Genomic DNA, 18,766 nt, shown 5'->3' with positions numbered 1-18,766 from the left:
CGGCGGCGTGCGGCTGCGGTGCGCCTCGGCAGATATCTCGATGTCGAGATAACTCTAGTACATGAGGGCCGCCCGGTCATGCGCGGGCGGTCCCCCGCCACCGGCGGGAGACTGTGCACGACCGCCCGCGACGGGGTCCGCACGCGTGTGCGGGCCGGAGGAGAGCCCCGCATGAAGATTCGCCTGACCAGCGTGTACGTCGACGACCAGGCCGTGGCCGAGCGCTTCTACACGGACGTCCTCGGCTTCGTGAAGAAGCACGACGTCCCGGTGGGCGGGAGGGACCGGTGGCTGACCGTCGTCTCGCCCGACGACCCGGACGGTCCCGAACTCCTGCTGGAACCCGCCGGCCATCCGGCCGCCCGGGCCTACCGCGAGGCGCTCGTGGCGGAGGGGATCCCGCTGGCCCAGTTCGCCGTCGCCGACGTACGGGCGGAGTACGCGCGGCTGCGCGGCCTCGGCGTCCGCTTCACCCAGGAGCCGGTGGAGGCGGGCCCGGTCACCGTCGCCGTCCTCGACGACACGTGCGGCAATCTGATCCAGCTGGTGACGGAGCCGGGCTAGTCCGGCGGGCCGGCGCCATCTCCCCGTTTTCCGCGGGGGGTTGAAGGCCGCCCCGGGCGTGCGCGGCCGGATGACGGGTAACCGGAAGGAACCGGAAGGAGCGACGCCGACCCGAGGAGGCCCAGATGCCGCTCACGTTCCGCAAGAGCTTCCGGATCCTGCCCGGGGTCCGCCTGAACATCAACAAGAAGTCCTGGTCCATCACGACCGGCGGCAAGAACGGGCCGCGCCACACGCACAGCAGCACCGGCCGCCGCACGACGTCCATGGACCTGCCGGGCCCCTTCGGCTGGCGCCGCACGCACAGCGCCCGCGGCCGGCACGACTGAGGGGCGCACACCCAGAGCACGGTGGGGCGCGCCGTTTCCGGACGGCGGTGCGCCCCACCGTTCGGGCGAGGCGTCGGACATGCCGTTAGGCGGCGCGCCCCGGGTGGCATCGATGCAGCCGTACGCCGTCCGCGGAGGGCGTACGGCGGGCATCGGCGGCGCGTCACCCGTTCCACCCACCCCCGCGCGCCACACATCTCATATCTGAGATAGTCTCACCTCATGTCAGACGACTACCTCGTACGCATCGGCAAGCTCATCCGTGACGCACGTCAGCACCGCGGCTGGACACAGTCACAGCTCGCCGAAGCCCTCGGTACCAGTCAGAGCGCCGTGAACCGCATTGAACGCGGCAACCAGAACATCAGCCTTGAGATGATCGCGCGGATCGGCGAGGCCCTGGACAGCGAGATCGTCTCGCTGGGCTACGCGGGCCCGATGCATCTGCGGGTGGTCGGCGGACGCCGGCTCTCCGGCTCCATCGACGTCAAGACCAGCAAGAACGCGTGCGTGGCGCTGCTGTGCGCCTCGCTGCTCAACAAGGGGCGCACGGTGCTGCGCCGGGTCGCCCGCATCGAGGAGGTCTACCGCCTCCTGGAGGTGCTGAACTCGATCGGCGTCCGCACCCGCTGGATCAACGACGGCGTCGACCTGGAGATCGTGCCCCCGGCGGTGCTGGAGATGGCGGCGATCGACGCGGACGCGGCCCGCCGCACCCGGTCCATCATCATGTTCCTCGGCCCGCTGCTGCACCGCATGGAGCACTTCAAGCTGCCGTACGCCGGCGGCTGCGACCTCGGCACCCGCACCGTCGAACCGCACATGATCGCGCTGCGCCGGTTCGGCCTGGACATCACCGCGACCGAGGGCCTCTACCACGCCCAGGTGGACCGCACGGCCACGCCCGGCCGGCCGATCGTGCTGACCGAGCGCGGCGACACCGTCACCGAGAACGCGCTGCTCGCCGCCGCCCGCCACGAGGGCGTCACCGTCATCCGCAACGCCTCCTCCAACTACATGGTCCAGGACCTGTGCTTCTTCCTGGAGGCGCTGGGCGTGCAGGTGGAGGGCATCGGCACCACCACGCTCACCGTGCACGGCGTGCCGAACATCGACGTCGACGTCGACTACTCCCCCTCCGAGGACCCGGTGGAGGCGATGAGCCTGCTCGCCGCGGCCGTGGTGACGGAGTCGGAGCTGACGGTGCGCCGGGTCCCGATCGAGTTCCTCGAGATCGAGCTCGCGGTGCTGGAGGAGATGGGCCTGGACCACGACCGCTCGGCGGAGTACGTCGCCGACAACGGCCGCACCCGCCTGGTGGACCTCACCGTGCGCCCCTCCAAGCTGGAGGCGCCGATCGACAAGATCCACCCGATGCCGTTCCCCGGCCTGAACATCGACAACGTGCCGTTCTTCGCGGCCATCGCGGCCACCGCGCAGGGCAAGACCCTGATCCACGACTGGGTCTACGACAACCGCGCCATCTACCTGGCCGACCTCAACCGCCTCGGCGGCCGTCTCCAACTCCTCGACCCGCACCGGGTCCTGGTCGAGGGCCCCACCCGCTGGCGCGCCGCCGAGATGATGTGCCCGCCGGCGCTGCGCCCCGCGGTCGTCGTCCTCCTGGCCATGATGGCCGCCGAGGGCACGTCGGTCCTGCGCAACGTGTACGTCATCAACCGCGGCTACGAGGAACTGGCCGAGCGCCTGAACTCGGTGGGGGCGCAGATCGAGACGTTCCGGGACATCTGACGCCCCGCGGAAGACGCTTGCCCTGGCGACGACGGGGAACTGCCCCCGTCGTCGCCCGTAAGAGCATGTCTGCGGCATCGTGGGCGCGGCAGGGTGGCCGGCAAAGACTGACGCTCGCGGGAGAGACCGCCATGCATGCCGAACGACCCCGTGCGGACGAAAGGGACGGGGCGGTCCAGGCACGGCCCGCCGTCGGGCACTCGTCCGTCCCGCACCAGGGCGCCGTGCCTCATGTCCTCGCACTGCAAAGAGCCGCGGGCAACGCCGCGACGAGCGGAGACCGACCCCACCACCCTCCTGGCCCGGCGGCACAACGTGCCGTTGGGGCCCGGCCAGTCCTACACCACGGTCCGGATGCTCCACCTCGGTGCCCAGGCGGGTGGCACCACGGGGGAGTTGGGGGCGATGGCCTGGGCGCTGTTCGCGTTCTGGCGCGTCAACTACGACCACACGACGCGGCTGGCGTCCCACACCCTGCACGAGACCCTCGACACGGCCTCGGATTTCGGTGTTCCCTACACCATGCTGGACCGGGGCGCCGGCCTGGCCGACTACCGTCCCGGCACCCTGCTGACATCGATGCGGGAGACGATCGCGGCACTGCGCAAGGACCTCGTCGGTCTGGGCGAGGCCGTGGAGCAGCACGACCGTACGGCCGACCCCGACGGCGCGCGGTTGGCGGGCCGGTACCGCGCCCTGCGCGAGAAGGTGGACTCGGCGGCCCGGGGCACCGGGTGGATGTTCCTCTCCTCCCCCGAGACGAGGGCGGTGGCCCGCCGGGAGGCGTCCCTGACCCTGCAGGCCGCGCTCGACGAGTACACATGGCTCTGCGAGGACCTGGCCCGCTCGCCCGCCGTGACGGAGCCGGCCTGGGCCACTGCGCCCCCGCCGGGGACCTGGTCCACCTGAGCGGGCCTGCGGGCGGCCCGGCGGCCACCGTCCGTTCCGGCCGCGGCCGTGCGGGACGGTGGCCGGCGTCAGCGCCGGGCGGGCGTCACGACGCCACGTCCACCACGACCTTGCCCACCGCGCCCTCCGCCACCGCGCGGTGGGCGTCGGCCGTGCGGTCGAGGGGGTAGCGGTGCAGGGGCAGGCCGTGGGCCTCGCCTACCGGGAGGGCGCCGTCGCGGACCGCCGCCGAGACGTCCTCGGCGCCGGCAGCGAGGGCCTCCGGGCCGACCGTGTAGAGGACCAGGAACTGGAAGCGCGTGTTGAGAGTCATGTTCTGGCGGACGTCGAGTTCGACGGGCTTGCCGCCGTCGTTGGCGTACGTCGCGATGGTGCCGCGGGTGCGCAGTACGGCCAGGTCCAGGGCGAGGTTGGCGCCCAGTGCCACCTCGGCGACGATGTCGACGCCGTCCGGGGCGAGCGCCCGGATCTCGGCGGCCGGGTCGCCCTCGCGGTAGTTGACGACGTGGTGGGCGCCGGCGGCGGTGGCGAGGCGGGCCTTCTCCGGGCCGCTGATCGTGCTGATCACGGTGGCTCCGGCCCACCGGGCGAGCTGGATCACCGCGTGCCCGACCGCGCCGGCCCCGCCCGCGGCGAGCACCACCTTGCCGTCCAGCGCGCCGGGCCGCAGCCGGTCGGGACCGCCCTCGGCGACGGTGAGCGCGCGGTGCGCGGTCAGGGCCGGGACGCCGAGCGAGGCGGCGACGTCGAAGCCGGCGCCGTCCGGCAGCGGGACGGCCCGTTCGGCGGGGACGACGGTGTATTCGGCGGCGGTGCCGGTGGGCCGTCCGGCGGCGGCCATGAAAAGCCACACCCGCTCCCCCACGCGGCCCGGGTCCACGCCCTCGCCCACGGCGTCGATCGTGCCGCCGGCGTCCAGGTGGGGGGTCACCTCCGGGAACGCCTTGGGGCCGTTGGCGCCGTCGCGGCTCTTCCAGTCGGTCGGGTTGACCCCGGAGACGGCGACACGGACGCGCACCTCGCCGGGGGCGGGGGCGGGCAGGTCGCGCTCGACGAGTTCCAGAACCTCGGGGCCGCCGTTTTCGCGGTAGATGATGGCCTTCATCGTTCTTCATCCCTTTTCATGGTTGTCATCATGGTGTTTCCTTCATCCGCCCGGTTCGGCGGACGCGTGGGGGGGGCGCGTGACGTGCGTTCCGTACCGGCGCCCGTGACAACACGCGGCGGCCGGTGGGGATTTCCGCGCGTCAGGGGGCGACGGTGCCGAGGGCGTCCAGGGCGGCGAGGGTCCCGGCGTCGAACCTCACGTCGGCGGCCGCCATGTTGGCCCGGAGATGGGCGGCGTCGGCGGTGCCGGGGATGAGCAGCACGTGCGGGGCGTGGTGCAGCAGCCAGGCGAGGCCGACCTGGGAGGGCGTGACGCCCAGCGACTCGGCGACGCGGCGCACGACCGGCTCCTCGGTGACCTTGGGGACCTCGGGGAAGAAGGCGCCGCCCAGCGGGAAGAACGGGACCCACGCGATGCCCTCGGCCGCACACAGCCGCAGCATCTCCTCGTCCTCGCGGGAGAGCAGGCTGTAGGCGTTCTGCACGCACACGATGCCGGCCGGCAGGGCGCGGCGCAGTCCGTCGAGGGTGACGCTGCCGAGGCCGATCGCACCGATCTTGCCCTCGTCGCGCAGGGCGGTCAGCTCCGCGAGCTGGTCGTCGAGGCCGACCACCTGGTCGCCCTCGGCGGGCATGCCGGGCCCGGTGTCGGGGCGGCGCAGGTTGACGACGGCCAGCCGCTCGACGCCGAGGCCGCGCAGGTTGGCCTCGACGGCGGCCCGCAGTTCCTCGGGGCGCTGCGCCATGCGCAGGGGCCGGGGGCCGTCCGGGTCGGGGGCGGCGCCGACCTTCGTGACGACCAGGACGTCGTCCTCGGGGCGCAGCGCCTCGCGGATGACGGCGTTGGCGAAGCCGTGGCCGTAGAACTCGGCGGTGTCCACGTGGTCGACGACCAGCTCGACGGCGCGCCGCAGCAGGGCGACGGCCTCGTCGCGGCGGGGCCGCAGACGCTCGAGCTGGAGCGCGCCGTAGCCCACACGGTGGACCGTGCGGGCGGCGAAGGGCGCGGTGGGGGCGGGGGCCGGCGCGGGGGTGTCGGTTGTCATGCGGGCAGCCTAGGAGAGCGACTGACAGATGACAAATTCTGTCAGCCCACGCATGCCCGCGACGTCACCGCCGACGACGCCACCGCCGCCGACGCCACCGCTCACGACACCACCGCTCACCGCGCCGCCACGAGCGTCACCGTCCGCTCCTCGATGCGGTGCACCCGAGGCAGCGGCAACCCCGTCGCGCTCAGCTCGACCAGGCTCACCTGCACGCGGGCCGCACCGGCGGCATAGGTCCGGGTGCCGGTGTCCGTGCGGGTCCAGCGGTGGAGGGCGCCGTCACAGACGGCGGCCGTGCTGCCGATGCCGTGGCGGACGTGGGGGTCGGCCTGGGAGAGGGAGGCGGCGAGGAACGTGGTGCCGGAGGCGGGGGCGCAGCGGTAGGTGCCGGTGAGGGTGGGGTGACCGGCGGCGAGGGGTGCGGTGGCGTCGATGGTGAGGTCGTCGGCGGGAGCGGTACGAGCGGTGGCCGCCGGGGCGGCGGAGAGGAGCAGGGCGGCGGCGAGGGCCGCAGGGAGGAGGGTCGGGCGCATGACGGCTCCCTGGCTGGGGCGGGCGATGTCGCCGTCTACCTTCCACCGGCGGCAAAGGGGTCACGCCAAGGACGGGAGCACCACCCTTCCGGCCCACGCGTGCGCCCGCGAGGGCTTACGGCCCCGCCCAGGCACCGGCTCCTCGGGCGGCCTCTCGGGCGGCCTCTCGGGCGGCCTCTCGGGCGGCCTCTCGGGCGGCCTCTCGGGCGGCCTCTCGGGCGGCCTCTCGGGCCGATGATCTTGACCCTCGCGGACGATCTAGAGTGATCATCGTGTCCGAACAGCCCGCCCCGCACTCCCCGCAAACCCCGCGCACTCCGCACTCCCCGCACACCCCCCGCTCCCTCATCGTCACCCTCTACGGTGCCTACGGCCGGTACGCACCCGGCCCCGTGCCCGTCGCCGAACTGATCCGGCTGCTCGCCGCGGTGGGCGTCGACGCTCCGTCCGTACGGTCGTCGGTGTCCCGGCTCAAGCGGCGCGGGCTGCTGCTCCCGGCGCGTACCGCGGCCGGTGCCGCCGGATACGAACTCTCTCCGGAGGCACGGCAGTTGCTCCAGGACAGCGACCGGCGGGTGTACCCGGCGGCGGACCCGGCGGACGAGGGCTGGGTGCTCGCCGTGTTCTCGGTGCCGGAGTCCGAGCGGCAGAAGCGGCACGTACTGCGCTCCCGGCTGGCCGGGCTCGGCTTCGGCACGGCCGCACCCGGCGTGTGGATCGCCCCCGCCCGGCTGTACGAGGAGGCCCGGCACACGCTGGGGCGGCTGCGGCTCGAGCGGTACGTGGACCTCTTCCGCGGCGAACACCTGGGGTTCACGCCGACCGCCGGGGCGGTGGCGCGCTGGTGGGACCTGCCAGCGCTCGCGGAACGGCACGAGGCGTTCCTCGCCCGGCACGCTCCGGTGCTGCGCGCCTGGGAGGCGCGGTCGGACACCCCGCCGGAGGAGGCGTACCCCGACTATCTGCGCGCCCTGGACTCCTGGCGTCATCTCCCCTACGCCGACCCGGGGTTGCCCGCCGCCCTGCTCCCGGCCGGCTGGCCGGGGGTGCGCTCCGCGGCGGTCTTCCGCGCCCTGCACGCACGTCTGCGCGACGCGGGCGCGGAGTTCGCGGCCGTCACCCAAACCGGGTAAAAGCGCGTAAAGGGCGGTAAGTTGCGCCCCTACCGACTCATGCAGACGTGACCTCAGCCACATTAAAGGTTGCTAAGAGAACCCTCAGCATCCTCAACCCGTCTTCTCAGGTTTCTTACCTATGGTGTGGACGCATGAGTCTGATGCGCAATCTCAATCGGGCGCTCACCGCCACCACGGGGCTACAGGTCCGCCGCGCTCCCGCGGCGGCCCCGTCCCCGCCGCGGAGACCGCCGTCCGGCACCTCCGCGGCCCAGCCGGCCAGGAAGGGCACGACGGGCACGGCGGGTGCGGCGAAACCGTCCAAGCGGCCCACCCCGGCGTACCGATGTCCGTCCCCCGAGGAGCTGGCGACCGACCGGCTGCTGCGCCGGCCGGTCTTCATCATGTCCCCGGTGCGCTCGGGCTCCACCCTGCTGCGCATGCTGCTCAACGCCCACCCCCGGCTGCACTCCCCGCACGAGCTGCACATCCGCCGCCTGGAGGTCGACTACGGCAGCAGGCTGTCCCGGCGGGCGATGAGCGAACTCGGCCTGGAGCAGGGCGACCTCGAACACCTGCTGTGGGACCGGGTCATGCACCGGGAACTGGTGAAGTCCGGCAAGGACTTCATCGTCGAGAAGACCCCGAGCAACGCCTTCGTGCACCAGCGCATCCACGACTGCTGGCCGGACGCCCGGTTCGTGTTCCTGCTGCGCCACCCGGTCTCCATCGCCCAGTCCTGGCACGAGGGCGACCCCGAGAAGCGGACGTACGACGAGGCCGCGGCGGACGCCCTGCGCTACATGAAGGCCGTCGAGAAGGCCCGCAGGGCCACCACCGGGGGCCACCTCGTGCGCTACGAGGACATCACCGCCGACCCCGAGAAGGAGATGCGGCGGCTCTGCGACTTCCTCGACCTCGCCTTCGACCCCGCCATGCTGGAATACGGCCGCAAGGACGACTCCCAGGTGGTCAAGGGCCTCGGCGACTGGAAGGACAAGATCAGGAGCGGCTCCGTGCAGTCCGGGCGTGCGCTGCCGCGCGAGGACGAGATCCCGGCGGTGCTGCGGCCCATGTGCGAGGCCTGGGGCTACCTCTCGTGAAGCCGCACGCCGAGATCGCGGAGGTCTGGCCGCGCGACGGGCGCGTCCGGCTGACCGGCCGGCTGCACGGTCTGACGGTCACCACCACCGGCGCCTGGGAACTCCTCGTGACCAGGCGCTCCCACCCCGAGCAGCGGCTGCGCTACCCGGCCCGCCTCACCGACGACCGGTTCGAGGCCGGACTGCCGATAGCGGACCTGGTCACCGAGGACCCCGCCGCACTCGAGGAGTGGGACCTCCACCTCACCGACGGCACGGCCGAACTGCGGGCCGGACGCCAACTGGACGACATCCGCGGCAAGAAGAAGATCATGGTGTTCCCCGAACAGCGCATCGAGGGCCTCAGCGTGCGGCCCTACTACACGGTCAAGGACAACCTCTCCCTGGAGTGCCGCACCGCGGGGAACGGGGCCGCCGTATGACGGACCGACGCCCGCTGCCGAAGGTCCGCTACCTGCTCCTGCACGCGTACGGCCGCGGCGGCACCATCCGCACGGTGATGAACCAGGCCAACTCGCTGGTCGCCGCCGGCTGGGACGTGGAGCTGGTGAGCGCCGTGCGCCGCCGGGACAAGGTGCAGTTCCCGCTGGACGAGCGGGTGCGCGTCACCACCCTCGTCGACGTCCGCGAGGGCGCGTACGAGGCGCCGGCCGGCCTGCTGGGCAGGCTGCGCGACCGGCGCCGGGGGCGGCAGCTCGAACAGCCCGCCCGGCACGTCCCGCCCGGCGAGTTCGGCTACCGCTGGTTCAACCGGTACCTGGAGGACCGGCTCGCCGCGTATCTGCGCGGCCTGAGCGGCGGCGTCCTCGTCACCACCCGGCCCGCACTGAACTTCCTGGCCGCCGAGTTCGCGCCCGAGGACGTCGTGCGTGTCGCCCAGGACCACATGAACCACTCCACGTACAAGCCGGACGTCCAGAAGCGCATCAAGGAGACCTATCCGCGCTTCGACGCCATCGCCGTCCTCACCGAGCGGGACCGCCGGGAGTACGAGGCGATGGTGCCCGGCACCCGCGTCGTCCGGATCCCGAACGCCGTCCACTCCCTCGACCAGGTGCCCGCGGACCCCGGCTCGTCGAAGATCGCGGTCGCGGCAGGCCGGCTCTTCGCGCAGAAGGGCTTCGACATGCTGATCCCGGCCTGGGCGAAGCTCGTCGGGGCGCACCCCGACTGGCAGTTGCGGATCTACGGCAGCGGCGAGAAGAAGGACGACCTGCGCGCGCTGATCGAGGAACACCACCTGTACAACCACGTGTTCCTGATGGGCCACACCGACCGGCTCGACGACGAACTCGCCAAGGCCGCCTTCTACGTGCTCAGCTCGCGCTTCGAGGGCCTGCCGATGGTGATGATCGAGGCGATGAGCCACGCCCTGCCGGTGGTCAGCTTCGACTGCCCGACCGGCCCGGCGGACGTCCTCACCCACGGCGTCGACGGCCTCCTCGTACCGCCGGAGGACCCCGACGCGCTGGCCGGGGCCATGTCCAAGCTGATGGCCGACGAGCGGCTGCGCACCGACATGGGTGTCGCCGCGGTCCTGACGGCCGCGAGCTACGGCCCCGACGCCGTGCACCCGCGCTGGGAAGCCCTCTTCACCGACCTCCACGAACAACGGCACCGCAGCGGTGCCGCGAAAGGACTCGACGCATGACCAGCACGTCCAGGACCAGGGCCCCCGGGGCCACGGTCTGGCTCACCGGACTGCCGAGCGCGGGCAAGACGACGATCGCCCGCGTCCTCGCCGGCCGGCTGCGCTCCGAGGGGCACCGGGTGGAGGTGCTCGACGGTGACGAGATCCGCCGGTTCCTCTCCGCCGGACTCGGCTTCTCGCGCGAGGACCGCAACACCAATGTGCAGCGCATCGGCCTGGTCGCCGAGGTGCTGGCCCGCAACGGCGTCCTCGCCGTCGTCCCCGTCATCGCCCCCTACGCCGACAGCCGCGAGGCGGTGCGCAAGCGCCACGAGGCGAGCGGCACGGCGTACCTGGAGGTGCACGTGGCGACGCCGGTGGAGGTGTGCAGCGAGCGGGACGTGAAGGGCCTGTACGCCCGCCAGGCCGCCGGCCACCTCAAGGGCCTGACCGGTGTGGACGACCCGTACGAGCCGCCGGTCGACCCCGCGGTGACGCTGGAGACCCATCTGCAGACGCCGGAGGAGTCCGCGGCGGCCGTGCACGCGGTGCTGGCGGCGAGGGGGCTCGCATGACGGTCCGTACGACGACCGGTGCGGCGTCCGGTACGGGAGCGGCGGACGGCTTCGCGCTCTCGCACCTGGACGCGTTGGAGTCCGAGGCGGTGCACATCTTCCGCGAGGTCGCGGGCGAGTTCGAGAACCCGGTGATCCTCTTTTCCGGCGGCAAGGACTCCATCCTCATGCTCCACCTGGCACTCAAGGCGTTCACCCCCGCCCCCGTGCCCTTCTCCCTCCTGCACGTGGACACCGGCCACAACTTCCCCGAAGTCCTCGCCTACCGCGACCGCGTCGTCGCACAGCACCGACTGCGCCTGCACATCGCCTCCGTCCAGGACTACATCGACCGGGGGGCCCTGAAAGAACGCCCCGACGGCACCCGCAACCCGCTCCAGATCATCCCGCTCACCGAGAAGATCCAGAGCGAGAAGTTCGACGCCGTCTTCGGCGGCGGACGCCGCGACGAGGAGAAGGCCCGCGCCAAAGAGCGGGTCTTCTCCCTGCGCGACGAGTTCTCCCAGTGGGACCCCCGACGCCAGCGCCCCGAGCTGTGGAACCTCTACAACGGCCGCCACGCCCCCGGCGAACACGTCCGCGTCTTCCCCCTGTCCAACTGGACCGAACTCGACGTGTGGCAGTACATCGCCCGCGAACAGATCGACCTCCCCCAGATCTACTTCGCCCACGAGCGCGAGGTGTTCGCCCGCAACGGCATGTGGCTCACCGCCGGCGACTGGGGCGGCCCCAAGGACGGCGAGCACGTGGAGAAGCGGCAGGTGCGCTACCGCACCGTCGGGGACATGTCCTGCACCGGCGCCGTCGACTCCGACGCCGACACCATCGAGAAGGTGATCACCGAGATCGCCGCCTCCCGGCTCACCGAACGCGGTGCCACCCGCGCCGACGACAAACTGTCGGAAGCCGCGATGGAGGACCGCAAGCGCGAGGGGTACTTCTAGCCATGACCATCGGAACGTTGCGTTTCGCCACCGCCGGTTCGGTCGACGACGGAAAGTCCACGCTCGTCGGACGGCTGCTGCACGACTCCAAGTCGGTCCTCGCGGATCAACTGGAGGCCGTGGAGCGGGCGTCGCAGACGCGCGGCCAGGAGGGACCGGACCTCGCCCTGCTGACCGACGGGCTGCGGGCCGAGCGCGAGCAGGGCATCACCATCGACGTGGCCTACCGCTACTTCGCCACCCCCAAGCGCCGGTTCATCCTCGCCGACACCCCGGGGCATGTGCAGTACACCCGCAACATGGTCACGGGGGCGTCCACGGCGGAGCTGGCGATCATCCTGGTCGACGCGCGCAACGGCGTCGTCGAACAGACCCGCCGGCACGCCGCGATCGCCGCCCTGCTGCGCGTGCCGCACGTCGTCCTCGCCGTCAACAAGATGGACCTCGTCGGCTACGAGGAGAAGGAGTTCCGGCGGATCACCGAGGACTTCGCCCGGTACGCCGGGGAGCTGGGCCTCGCGTCCTTCACCCCGATCCCCGTCTCCGCGCTGGCCGGTGACAACGTGGTCGAGCGGTCGGAGCGGACGGACTGGTACGACGGTCCCGCGCTCCTCGAGTTCCTGGAGACGGTGCCGGTGGGCGCCGAGGCGGCGGACGCGCCCGCCCGCTTCCCGGTGCAGTACGTGCTGCGCCACGAGGGGGTGCGGTACTACGCGGGGCAGCTGGCGTCCGGGGCGCTGCGGGTCGGCGACCGGGTGACGGTGCACCCGTCGGGCGAGACGTCCACGGTGACCGGCATCGACGTGCTCGGCCGGGAGGCGGAGACGGCGTTCGCACCGCAGTCGCTGACCGTGCGTCTCGGCGACCAACTGGACGTGTCGCGCGGCGACATGATCACCGCGGGGACGGACGTGCCGGTGCTCACGCAGGAGGTACGGGCGGCGGTCTGCCACCTCGCCGACCGGCCGCTGCGGGTCGGCGACCGCGTGCTCCTGCGGCACACGACCCGCACGGTACGGGCGCGGGTGGCCGGCCTGGACGGCGCGGCGGAACTCACCGCGAACGACCTCGGGCGGGTCGTCCTGCGGACGGCGGAACCGGTGGCGATCGACGCGTACGGGGCTGTGCGCCGCACGGGTTCCTTCCTCCTGATCGACCCGTCCGACGGCTCGACGCTGACGGCGGGGATGGCGGAGGTGTAGGCGGCGCCTGAGAGCTCGGGCGGGTGGGGTGCGTGGGCGGGTGCGGGTGGGTTCGTGGTTGCTCGCGCCCCTGATAGGGGCGCGGGGAACTGCGCAACGGGGCGAAGCCCCGTTTCGGGGTCCAAGGGGCAGAGCCCCTTGAAGGGACGGGAAGGGCAGGGGCGGCGGGGGCGAAAAACCCTCCCGGCCGAACCCGGGTGAAAGTCACCCCGCCCGGTCAGGATGGAGGCATGGGATTCCACGTCGACTCCGAGACCGGCCGACTCCGCCGGGTCATCCTGCACCGGCCGGACCTCGAGCTCAAAAGGCTCACCCCCAGCAACAAGGACGCCCTCCTCTTCGACGACGTCCTCTGGGTCCGCCGCGCCCGCGCGGAACACGACGGCTTCGCCGACGTCCTCCGCGACCGAGGCGTGGCCGTCCACCTCTTCGGCGACCTCCTCACGGACGTGCTGCGCGCCCCCGCCGCCAGAACCCTCGTCCTGGACCGCGTCTTCGACGAGAAGGAGTACGGCCCCCTCGCCACCGACCACCTCCGGGACGCCTTCGCCGCCCTCCCCGCCCCCACCCTCGCCGAGGCCCTGATCGGTGGCATGACCAAGCGCGAGTTCCTGGACGGTCATCCGGAACCCACCTCCGTCCGCTTCCACGTCATGGACCTGGACGACTTCCTGCTGCGCCCCCTGCCCAACCACCTCTTCACCCGGGACACCTCCGCCTGGATCTACGACGGCGTCTCGATCAACGCCATGCGCTGGCCCGCCCGCCGCCGCGAGACCGTGCACTTCGAGGCGATCTACCGGCACCACCCGCTCTTCCGGGACGCCGGCTTCCACGTCTGGTCGGAGGGCCAGGCGGACTACCCCTCGACGATCGAGGGCGGGGACGTCCTCGTCATCGGCAACGGCGCCGTCCTGATCGGCATGAGCGAGCGCACCACCCCGCAGGCCGTCGAGATGCTCGCGCACAAGCTGTTCGCGGCCGGGTCCGCGCGCAGCATCGTGGCGCTGGACATGCCGAAACGGCGCGCCTTCATGCATCTGGACACGGTGATGACGATGGTCGACGGCGACACGTTCACCCAGTACGCGGGGCTCGGCATGCTCCGCTCGTACACCATCGAACCCGGCGTCGGCGACAAGGAACTGAAGGTCACCGACCACCCGCCGGAGCACATGCACCGCGCGATCGCCGCCGCGCTGGGGCTGAGCGAGATCCGTGTGCTGACCGCCACGCAGGACGTGCACGCCGCCGAGCGCGAGCAGTGGGACGACGGCTGCAACGTGCTCGCCGTCGAGCCGGGCGTCGTCGTCGCCTACGAGCGCAACGCCACCACCAACACGCACCTGCGCAAGCAGGGCATCGAGGTCATCGAGATCCCGGGCAGCGAACTGGGCCGGGGCCGGGGCGGGCCGCGCTGCATGAGCTGCCCGGTGGAGCGGGACGCGGTGCGGTACTGAGGACGCCGAGGGCCCACAGACCTGGCCTGTATATAAATGTGGAGCATCGTATAGACTTCCATTCATCCGTCCCCGTACCCCAGGAGCACCCCATGGCGACTGTCCCGACCGCCCTCGCCGGCCGCCACTTCCTCAAGGAGGTGGACCTCACCGCCGACGAGTTCCGCGGGCTTCTCGCGCTCGCCGCCGAGCTGAAGGCCGCGAAGAAGGCCGGGACCGAGACGCCGTACCTGCGCGGGAAGAACATCGCGCTGGTCTTCGAGAAGACCTCCACCCGCACCCGCTGCGCCTTCGAGGTCGCCGCCGCCGACCAGGGCGCGTCCACCACCTACCTCGATCCGGTCGGCTCGCAGATCGGGCACAAGGAGTCCGTGAAGGACACCGCGCGGGTGCTCGGCCGGATGTTCGACGCGATCCAGTACCGGGGGCACGCGCAGACCGTCGTGGAGGAGCTGGCCGCGTTCGCCGGGGTGCCCGTCTACAACGGGCTCACCGACGAGTGGCACCCCACCCAGATGCTCGCCGACGTGCTCACGATGACCGAGCACTGCGACAAGCCGCTCACCGACATCGCCTACGCCTACCTCGGCGACGCCCGCAACAACATGGGCAACTCCTACCTCGTCACCGGCGCACTGCTCGGCATGGACGTACGGATCGCGGCACCGAGGTCGCTGTGGCCCGAGGAGCCGGTCGTCACGGCCGCGCGGGAGCTCGCCGAGGCGTCCGGGGCGCGGATCACGCTCACCGAGGACGTGAAGGAGGGCGTGCGCGGGACCGACTTCGTCACCACCGACGTCTGGGTGTCGATGGGCGAGCCGAAGGAGACGTGGGACGAGCGGATCGCGCTGCTCACCCCGTACGCGGTGACCATGGACGTCCTGCGGGCGTCCGGCAACGAGGACGTCAGGTTCCTGCACTGCCTGCCCGCCTTCCACGACCTGGGCACGGTCGTCGGCCGGGAGATATACGAGCGGCACGGGCTGAGCGAGCTGGAGGTCACCGACGAGGTGTTCGAGTCCGCGCACTCGGTCGTGTTCGACGAGGCGGAGAACCGGATGCACACGATCAAGGCGGTCCTGGTCGCCACGCTCGCCTGAGCACCACTCTCGGCCCTCTACTCTTTTCCCACGTCGCGGAAAGCGACTCGCACCACCCCGCGGACCCCGGAACCACCCCTTCCGTGGTCCGCCTCCGCGCGGCCCATCCCCGCCGCGCACCGCACCAGCACAGAGAGCACCACCCCATGCACAGCTCGGCCCCGCCGCACAGCCCGGCGCCCCCCGCCACCGCTCCCCACCCGCTCCGCTTCAAGTCCCCCGCCCTGCTGGTCGCCGAGGCCGGTCACGACCGGCACGGGCCCGGCCTCCAGCGCACGATGGGCCTCTTCCAGCTCATCTGCTTCGGCGTCGGGGCCATCGTCGGCACCGGCATCTTCGTGGGGCTCTCCGACTCGGTCGCCCAGGCCGGTCCCGGGGTCGTCGTCTCGTTCATACTGGCCGCGCTGACCTGCGTGCTCACCGCGTTCTCCTTCGCCGAGCTGGGCGGCGCGATCCCGGTCGCCGGTTCCTCGTACTCCTTCGCCTACGCCGGGCTCGGCGAGGGCGCGGCGTTTCTCGTCGGCTGGTGCCTGCTCCTCGAGTACGGCGTCTCGGTCTCGGCGGTCGCGGTCGGCTGGAGCCAGTACGTCAACGAGCTGCTGCACGGCCTCACCGGCCATCAGCTTCCGCACGTCCTGTCCGCCGGGCCCGGTGACGGCGGGGCGGTGAACCTGCCCGCCGTGGCCGTCATCGCCCTGGCCTGCCTGCTCCTCGTGCGCGGGGTGCGGGAGAGCGCGCGGGCGACGGCGGCCATGGCGATCCTCAAGCTGGTGATCCTGGTCGCGTTCTGCGCCATCGGGTTCAGCGCCTTCAAGGACGGCAACCTGCTGCCGTTCGCGCCCGCCGGGCTCGGCGGCATCGGCGCGGGCACCACCGCCGCGTTCTTCTCCTACATCGGCTTCGACGCGATCACCACGGCCGGCGAAGAGGCGCGCGACCCGCGCCGCAGCATCCCGATCGCGATCCTGGTCTGCATCGGCGTGGTCACCGTGCTGTACTGCGCGGTCGCGCTGGCGGCGATCGGGGCGGTCGGCGGCGACCGGGTCGGCGGGCGGCCCGCCGCGCTGTCGTACGTCGTCAACGAGGTGACCGGCTCCGCGGTCGGCGGCGGGATCATCGCCTTCGGCGCGGTCGTCGCCATCGCGTCGGTGGTGCTGGCGGTGCTGTACGGGCAGAGCCGCATCCTGATGTCGATGTCCCGGGACGGGCTGGTGCCGGGCGTCTTCGCCCGGGTGTCCCCGCGGACCTCCACCCCGGTGGCGGGCACGCTGATCATCGGCGTCGTCTTCGCGGTCCCGGCGGCGTTCTGCTCGCTGGACGCGGTGGTGGGACTGTGCACGATCGGCACCCTGGCGACGATGGCGGCGGTCAACGCGGCGCTCATGGTCCTGCGCCGCCGGGAACCGGAGCTGCCCCGCACGTTCCGGGTGCCGCTGTACCCGGTGGTGCCGCTGCTCGGCATCGGCTGCTGCGTCTACCTGATGTACGAGACGGGGTGGGCGGCCTGGGCCCAGTTCGCGGGGTTCCTCGGGGTGGGCTGCCTGGTGTACGCGGCGTACGGGCGGCGGCGGTCCCGGCTGGCCTGAGCGGGCCCGGCGCACGGCAGCGGTTTGCGCACGGGGCCGCCCGGCCCGCCATCTTCTTGCGGTCCGGGCAACAGGGCGTGCCAGGAGCGCAAGCCGTTCCTAGCGTCGAGGGCATGCATATCGAGCAGTCTCCCCCTGCGGCAGCCGCACCGACGGGTGCCGGAAGTACCCCGGACGCACGTCAGCTGCGCTCCATCCTGATCGCCGTCTCCGTCGCTCTGATGGCCGTCATCGCGTCGGTGTCCGGTCTGGGCGTCGCCCAGACCCACATGGCGGTGGAGTTCGGTGTCTCACAGGGCACCGTCCTGTGGATCATCAACGTCTACGCCCTCGCCCTGGCCGCGCTGCTGCTGCCGCTCGGCGCGATCGGCGACCGGCTGGGCCGCAAGCCCGTGCTGGTCGGCGGGCTGCTCCTCTTCGGCGCGGCCGGTGTCGCCGCGGGGCTCGCGCCCTCGGCGGGGGTGATGATCGCGGCGCGGGTGGCCGCCGGGGTCGGCGCCGCGATGATCATGCCGATCACGCTGGCGGTCATCACCTCCACGTTCCCCGAGGAGCAGCGGGGCAGGGCGATCGGTGTGTGGACCGGTGTCGCCGGGGGCGGCGGCATCCTGGGCATGTTCCTCTCCGCGCTGTTGGTCGACGTCGCCGACTGGCGGTGGCTCTTCGCCCTGCCCGTGGTGCTGGCGGTCGTGGCGCTGGCGATGACGCTGAGGTCGGTGCCGGACTCCCGCGAGCGCTCCGCCCCGTCCTTCGACGGCGTCGGCGCCGTGGTGTCCGCCGTCGCCGTGGCCGCTCTGATCTTCGTCCTCCAGGAAGGGCCCGAGCGCGGCTGGACCGACCCGGTGCCCCTGACCGGCCTGTTCGTCGGTGTCCTCGCCGCCGTCGGGTTCGTCCTCTGGGAGCTGCGCCGCCGGGAGGCGTCGCTGCTGGACGTCCGCCTGTTCCGGGCGCGCGGTCTGGCGGGCGGCTCGATCACGCTGTTGGTGGTCTTCGGTGTGCAGGCGGGTATCGCCGTGGTCCTCTTCCCGTTCTTCCAGGCCGTGCTGGGCTGGTCGGGGCTGCTGTCCACCGTCGCGATGATGCCGATGGCCGTCCTGATGATGGTGACGTCCGGCCTCGCCCCCAAGCTGGCCGCGCGGGCCGGCGCCCGCGCCACCATGGCGGCGGGCGTGGCCCTGGCCGCGCTCGGCCTGGCGCTGATGGCCCTGTTCGTCTCCGTCGACGGCGGCTATCCGTCCCTCCTGGCCGGGCTGCTCGCCATGGGGGCCGGCATGGGCCTGTCCATGACGCCGTCCACGGAGGCGATCACCGCTTCCCTCCCCCGGGAGAAGCAGGGCGTGGCCTCCGCCCTCAACGACGTCACCCGCGAGTTCGGCACCGCGCTCGGGGTGGCCCTGCTCGGCGCCCTGCTGACCACCGGCTACCGCGACGCCCTCGACGACCGTCTCGACGGCGTCCCCGCCGGCCCCGCGGACACCGCACGCGAGGGCATCGCCAACGCGGTGGAGGCGGCGCCAGGCGCCGGCACACACGCCGAGACCCTGCTGCACGCCGCCCGGGAATCCTTCGTGGACGGCTGGCAACAGGCCATGTGGGCGGGCACCGCGGTGATGGCCGCACTGTTCGTGTACGTCGCCCTGCGGGGCCCGTCGGAAGCCGAAGCGGAGCCGGCCGGGGGCAGCGCCCCTTGAAGACGGGGGGCGCCCCCTGCTTTCAAGGGGCGCGGGGAACTGCGCGACCAGCCCCCACCGGCGGTCGGCCGACAACGCACCCACGGGGTCCAAGGGGCAGAGCCCCTTGAACCCCGT

General features: G+C 72.3%; 18 protein-coding genes. 15 read left to right on the top strand and 3 right to left on the bottom strand.

Annotated elements, in window-relative coordinates:
• Positions 1-171: 171 nt before the first annotated feature.
• The 4 genes from OIE12_RS25715 (at position 172) to OIE12_RS25700 (ending at position 3,554) form a co-directional block, all read left to right on the top strand.
• Positions 172-564, top strand: coding sequence for a VOC family protein (locus OIE12_RS25715; protein WP_329139190.1), 393 nt, complete (start codon positions 172-174; stop codon positions 562-564).
• A 125-nt stretch (positions 565-689) separates the two neighbouring features.
• The gene (locus OIE12_RS25710; RefSeq protein ID WP_329139188.1) at positions 690-893 is read left to right on the top strand and encodes a DUF4236 domain-containing protein; all 204 of its coding nucleotides are present in this window, start codon (positions 690-692) and stop codon (positions 891-893) included.
• 222 nt (positions 894-1,115) lie between these two features.
• Positions 1,116-2,645 carry a helix-turn-helix domain-containing protein gene (locus OIE12_RS25705; RefSeq protein WP_329139186.1) on the top strand — a complete coding sequence of 510 codons (1,530 nt, stop codon included), beginning with the start codon at positions 1,116-1,118 and terminating at the stop codon, positions 2,643-2,645.
• A gap of 231 nt (positions 2,646-2,876) precedes the next feature.
• Entirely contained in the window at positions 2,877-3,554 is a 678-nt protein-coding gene (locus OIE12_RS25700) for a hypothetical protein (RefSeq protein WP_329139185.1), read from the top strand.
• A gap of 85 nt (positions 3,555-3,639) precedes the next feature.
• Here OIE12_RS25700 and OIE12_RS25695 read toward each other — a convergent pair whose 3' ends face one another.
• From OIE12_RS25695 to OIE12_RS25685, 3 genes are all read right to left on the bottom strand, one after another.
• On the bottom strand, positions 3,640-4,659 hold the full coding sequence (locus OIE12_RS25695) for an NADPH:quinone reductase (protein ID WP_329139182.1): 1,020 nt from the start codon (positions 4,657-4,659) through the stop codon (positions 3,640-3,642).
• A 142-nt stretch (positions 4,660-4,801) separates the two neighbouring features.
• On the bottom strand, positions 4,802-5,707 hold the full coding sequence (locus tag OIE12_RS25690; protein ID WP_329139180.1) for an aldo/keto reductase: 906 nt from the start codon (positions 5,705-5,707) through the stop codon (positions 4,802-4,804).
• Positions 5,708-5,823: 116 nt separating this feature from the next.
• Positions 5,824-6,243, bottom strand: coding sequence for a DUF6299 family protein (locus tag OIE12_RS25685; protein ID WP_329139178.1), 420 nt, complete (start codon positions 6,241-6,243; stop codon positions 5,824-5,826).
• 272 nt (positions 6,244-6,515) lie between these two features.
• Between OIE12_RS25685 and OIE12_RS25680 the strand changes: the two genes are divergently transcribed.
• From OIE12_RS25680 to OIE12_RS25630, 11 genes are all read left to right on the top strand, one after another.
• Positions 6,516-7,376 (top strand): PaaX family transcriptional regulator, encoded by an 861-nt coding sequence (locus OIE12_RS25680; RefSeq protein ID WP_443053903.1) that lies wholly within the window; start codon positions 6,516-6,518, stop codon positions 7,374-7,376.
• Positions 7,377-7,510: 134 nt separating this feature from the next.
• Complete coding sequence (locus tag OIE12_RS25675; protein WP_329139176.1) at positions 7,511-8,461, top strand: sulfotransferase family protein; 951 nt, start codon at positions 7,511-7,513, stop codon at positions 8,459-8,461.
• Positions 8,458-8,883 (top strand): hypothetical protein, encoded by a 426-nt coding sequence (locus OIE12_RS25670; protein WP_329139174.1) that lies wholly within the window; start codon positions 8,458-8,460, stop codon positions 8,881-8,883. Before OIE12_RS25675 ends, OIE12_RS25670 begins: the two co-directional genes overlap by 4 nt.
• A complete protein-coding gene (locus OIE12_RS25665; RefSeq protein ID WP_329139172.1) occupies positions 8,880-10,112 on the top strand; it encodes a glycosyltransferase family 4 protein in 1,233 nt (410 codons plus the stop codon). The genes OIE12_RS25670 and OIE12_RS25665 overlap by 4 nt, the downstream gene beginning before the upstream one ends.
• Positions 10,109-10,666, top strand: a complete 558-nt coding sequence (gene cysC, locus OIE12_RS25660; protein WP_329139169.1) for an adenylyl-sulfate kinase — start codon at positions 10,109-10,111, stop codon at positions 10,664-10,666. The genes OIE12_RS25665 and cysC overlap by 4 nt, the downstream gene beginning before the upstream one ends.
• Positions 10,663-11,610 (top strand): sulfate adenylyltransferase subunit CysD, encoded by a 948-nt coding sequence (gene cysD / locus OIE12_RS25655; protein ID WP_329139167.1) that lies wholly within the window; start codon positions 10,663-10,665, stop codon positions 11,608-11,610. The genes cysC and cysD overlap by 4 nt, the downstream gene beginning before the upstream one ends.
• A 2-nt stretch (positions 11,611-11,612) precedes the next feature.
• On the top strand, positions 11,613-12,812 hold the full coding sequence (locus OIE12_RS25650) for a sulfate adenylyltransferase subunit 1 (RefSeq protein WP_329139165.1): 1,200 nt from the start codon (positions 11,613-11,615) through the stop codon (positions 12,810-12,812).
• 230 nt (positions 12,813-13,042) lie between these two features.
• Positions 13,043-14,272 (top strand): arginine deiminase, encoded by a 1,230-nt coding sequence (locus tag OIE12_RS25645; RefSeq protein ID WP_030381076.1) that lies wholly within the window; start codon positions 13,043-13,045, stop codon positions 14,270-14,272.
• A 92-nt stretch (positions 14,273-14,364) separates the two neighbouring features.
• Entirely contained in the window at positions 14,365-15,372 is a 1,008-nt protein-coding gene (gene argF / locus OIE12_RS25640; RefSeq protein WP_329139162.1) for an ornithine carbamoyltransferase, read from the top strand.
• Between the two features lie 146 nt (positions 15,373-15,518).
• Positions 15,519-16,958, top strand: coding sequence for an amino acid permease (locus tag OIE12_RS25635; protein WP_329139160.1), 1,440 nt, complete (start codon positions 15,519-15,521; stop codon positions 16,956-16,958).
• Positions 16,959-17,071: 113 nt separating this feature from the next.
• Positions 17,072-18,649, top strand: coding sequence for an MFS transporter (locus OIE12_RS25630; protein ID WP_329139158.1), 1,578 nt, complete (start codon positions 17,072-17,074; stop codon positions 18,647-18,649).
• Positions 18,650-18,766: the final 117 nt, after the last annotated feature.

Source organism: Streptomyces sp. NBC_00670 (assembly GCF_036226765.1).
In the GTDB taxonomy this organism is placed as follows: domain Bacteria; phylum Actinomycetota; class Actinomycetes; order Streptomycetales; family Streptomycetaceae; genus Streptomyces.
This window is presented reverse-complemented; position numbering and strand designations above follow the sequence as displayed.

Coding starts and splice junctions, on each gene's coding strand:
- OIE12_RS25690 (WP_329139180.1), bottom strand. CDS start 5,707: ATGACAACCGACACCCCCGCGCCGGCCCCCGCCCCCACCGCGCCCTTC.
- OIE12_RS25665 (WP_329139172.1), top strand. CDS start 8,880: ATGACGGACCGACGCCCGCTGCCGAAGGTCCGCTACCTGCTCCTGCAC.
- OIE12_RS25635 (WP_329139160.1), top strand. CDS start 15,519: ATGCACAGCTCGGCCCCGCCGCACAGCCCGGCGCCCCCCGCCACCGCT.
- OIE12_RS25645 (WP_030381076.1), top strand. CDS start 13,043: ATGGGATTCCACGTCGACTCCGAGACCGGCCGACTCCGCCGGGTCATC.
- OIE12_RS25715 (WP_329139190.1), top strand. CDS start 172: ATGAAGATTCGCCTGACCAGCGTGTACGTCGACGACCAGGCCGTGGCC.
- OIE12_RS25675 (WP_329139176.1), top strand. CDS start 7,511: ATGAGTCTGATGCGCAATCTCAATCGGGCGCTCACCGCCACCACGGGG.
- OIE12_RS25710 (WP_329139188.1), top strand. CDS start 690: ATGCCGCTCACGTTCCGCAAGAGCTTCCGGATCCTGCCCGGGGTCCGC.
- argF (WP_329139162.1), top strand. CDS start 14,365: ATGGCGACTGTCCCGACCGCCCTCGCCGGCCGCCACTTCCTCAAGGAG.
- OIE12_RS25705 (WP_329139186.1), top strand. CDS start 1,116: ATGTCAGACGACTACCTCGTACGCATCGGCAAGCTCATCCGTGACGCA.
- OIE12_RS25650 (WP_329139165.1), top strand. CDS start 11,613: ATGACCATCGGAACGTTGCGTTTCGCCACCGCCGGTTCGGTCGACGAC.
- cysC (WP_329139169.1), top strand. CDS start 10,109: ATGACCAGCACGTCCAGGACCAGGGCCCCCGGGGCCACGGTCTGGCTC.
- OIE12_RS25685 (WP_329139178.1), bottom strand. CDS start 6,243: ATGCGCCCGACCCTCCTCCCTGCGGCCCTCGCCGCCGCCCTGCTCCTC.
- OIE12_RS25630 (WP_329139158.1), top strand. CDS start 17,072: ATGCATATCGAGCAGTCTCCCCCTGCGGCAGCCGCACCGACGGGTGCC.
- cysD (WP_329139167.1), top strand. CDS start 10,663: ATGACGGTCCGTACGACGACCGGTGCGGCGTCCGGTACGGGAGCGGCG.
- OIE12_RS25700 (WP_329139185.1), top strand. CDS start 2,877: ATGTCCTCGCACTGCAAAGAGCCGCGGGCAACGCCGCGACGAGCGGAG.
- OIE12_RS25695 (WP_329139182.1), bottom strand. CDS start 4,659: ATGAAGGCCATCATCTACCGCGAAAACGGCGGCCCCGAGGTTCTGGAA.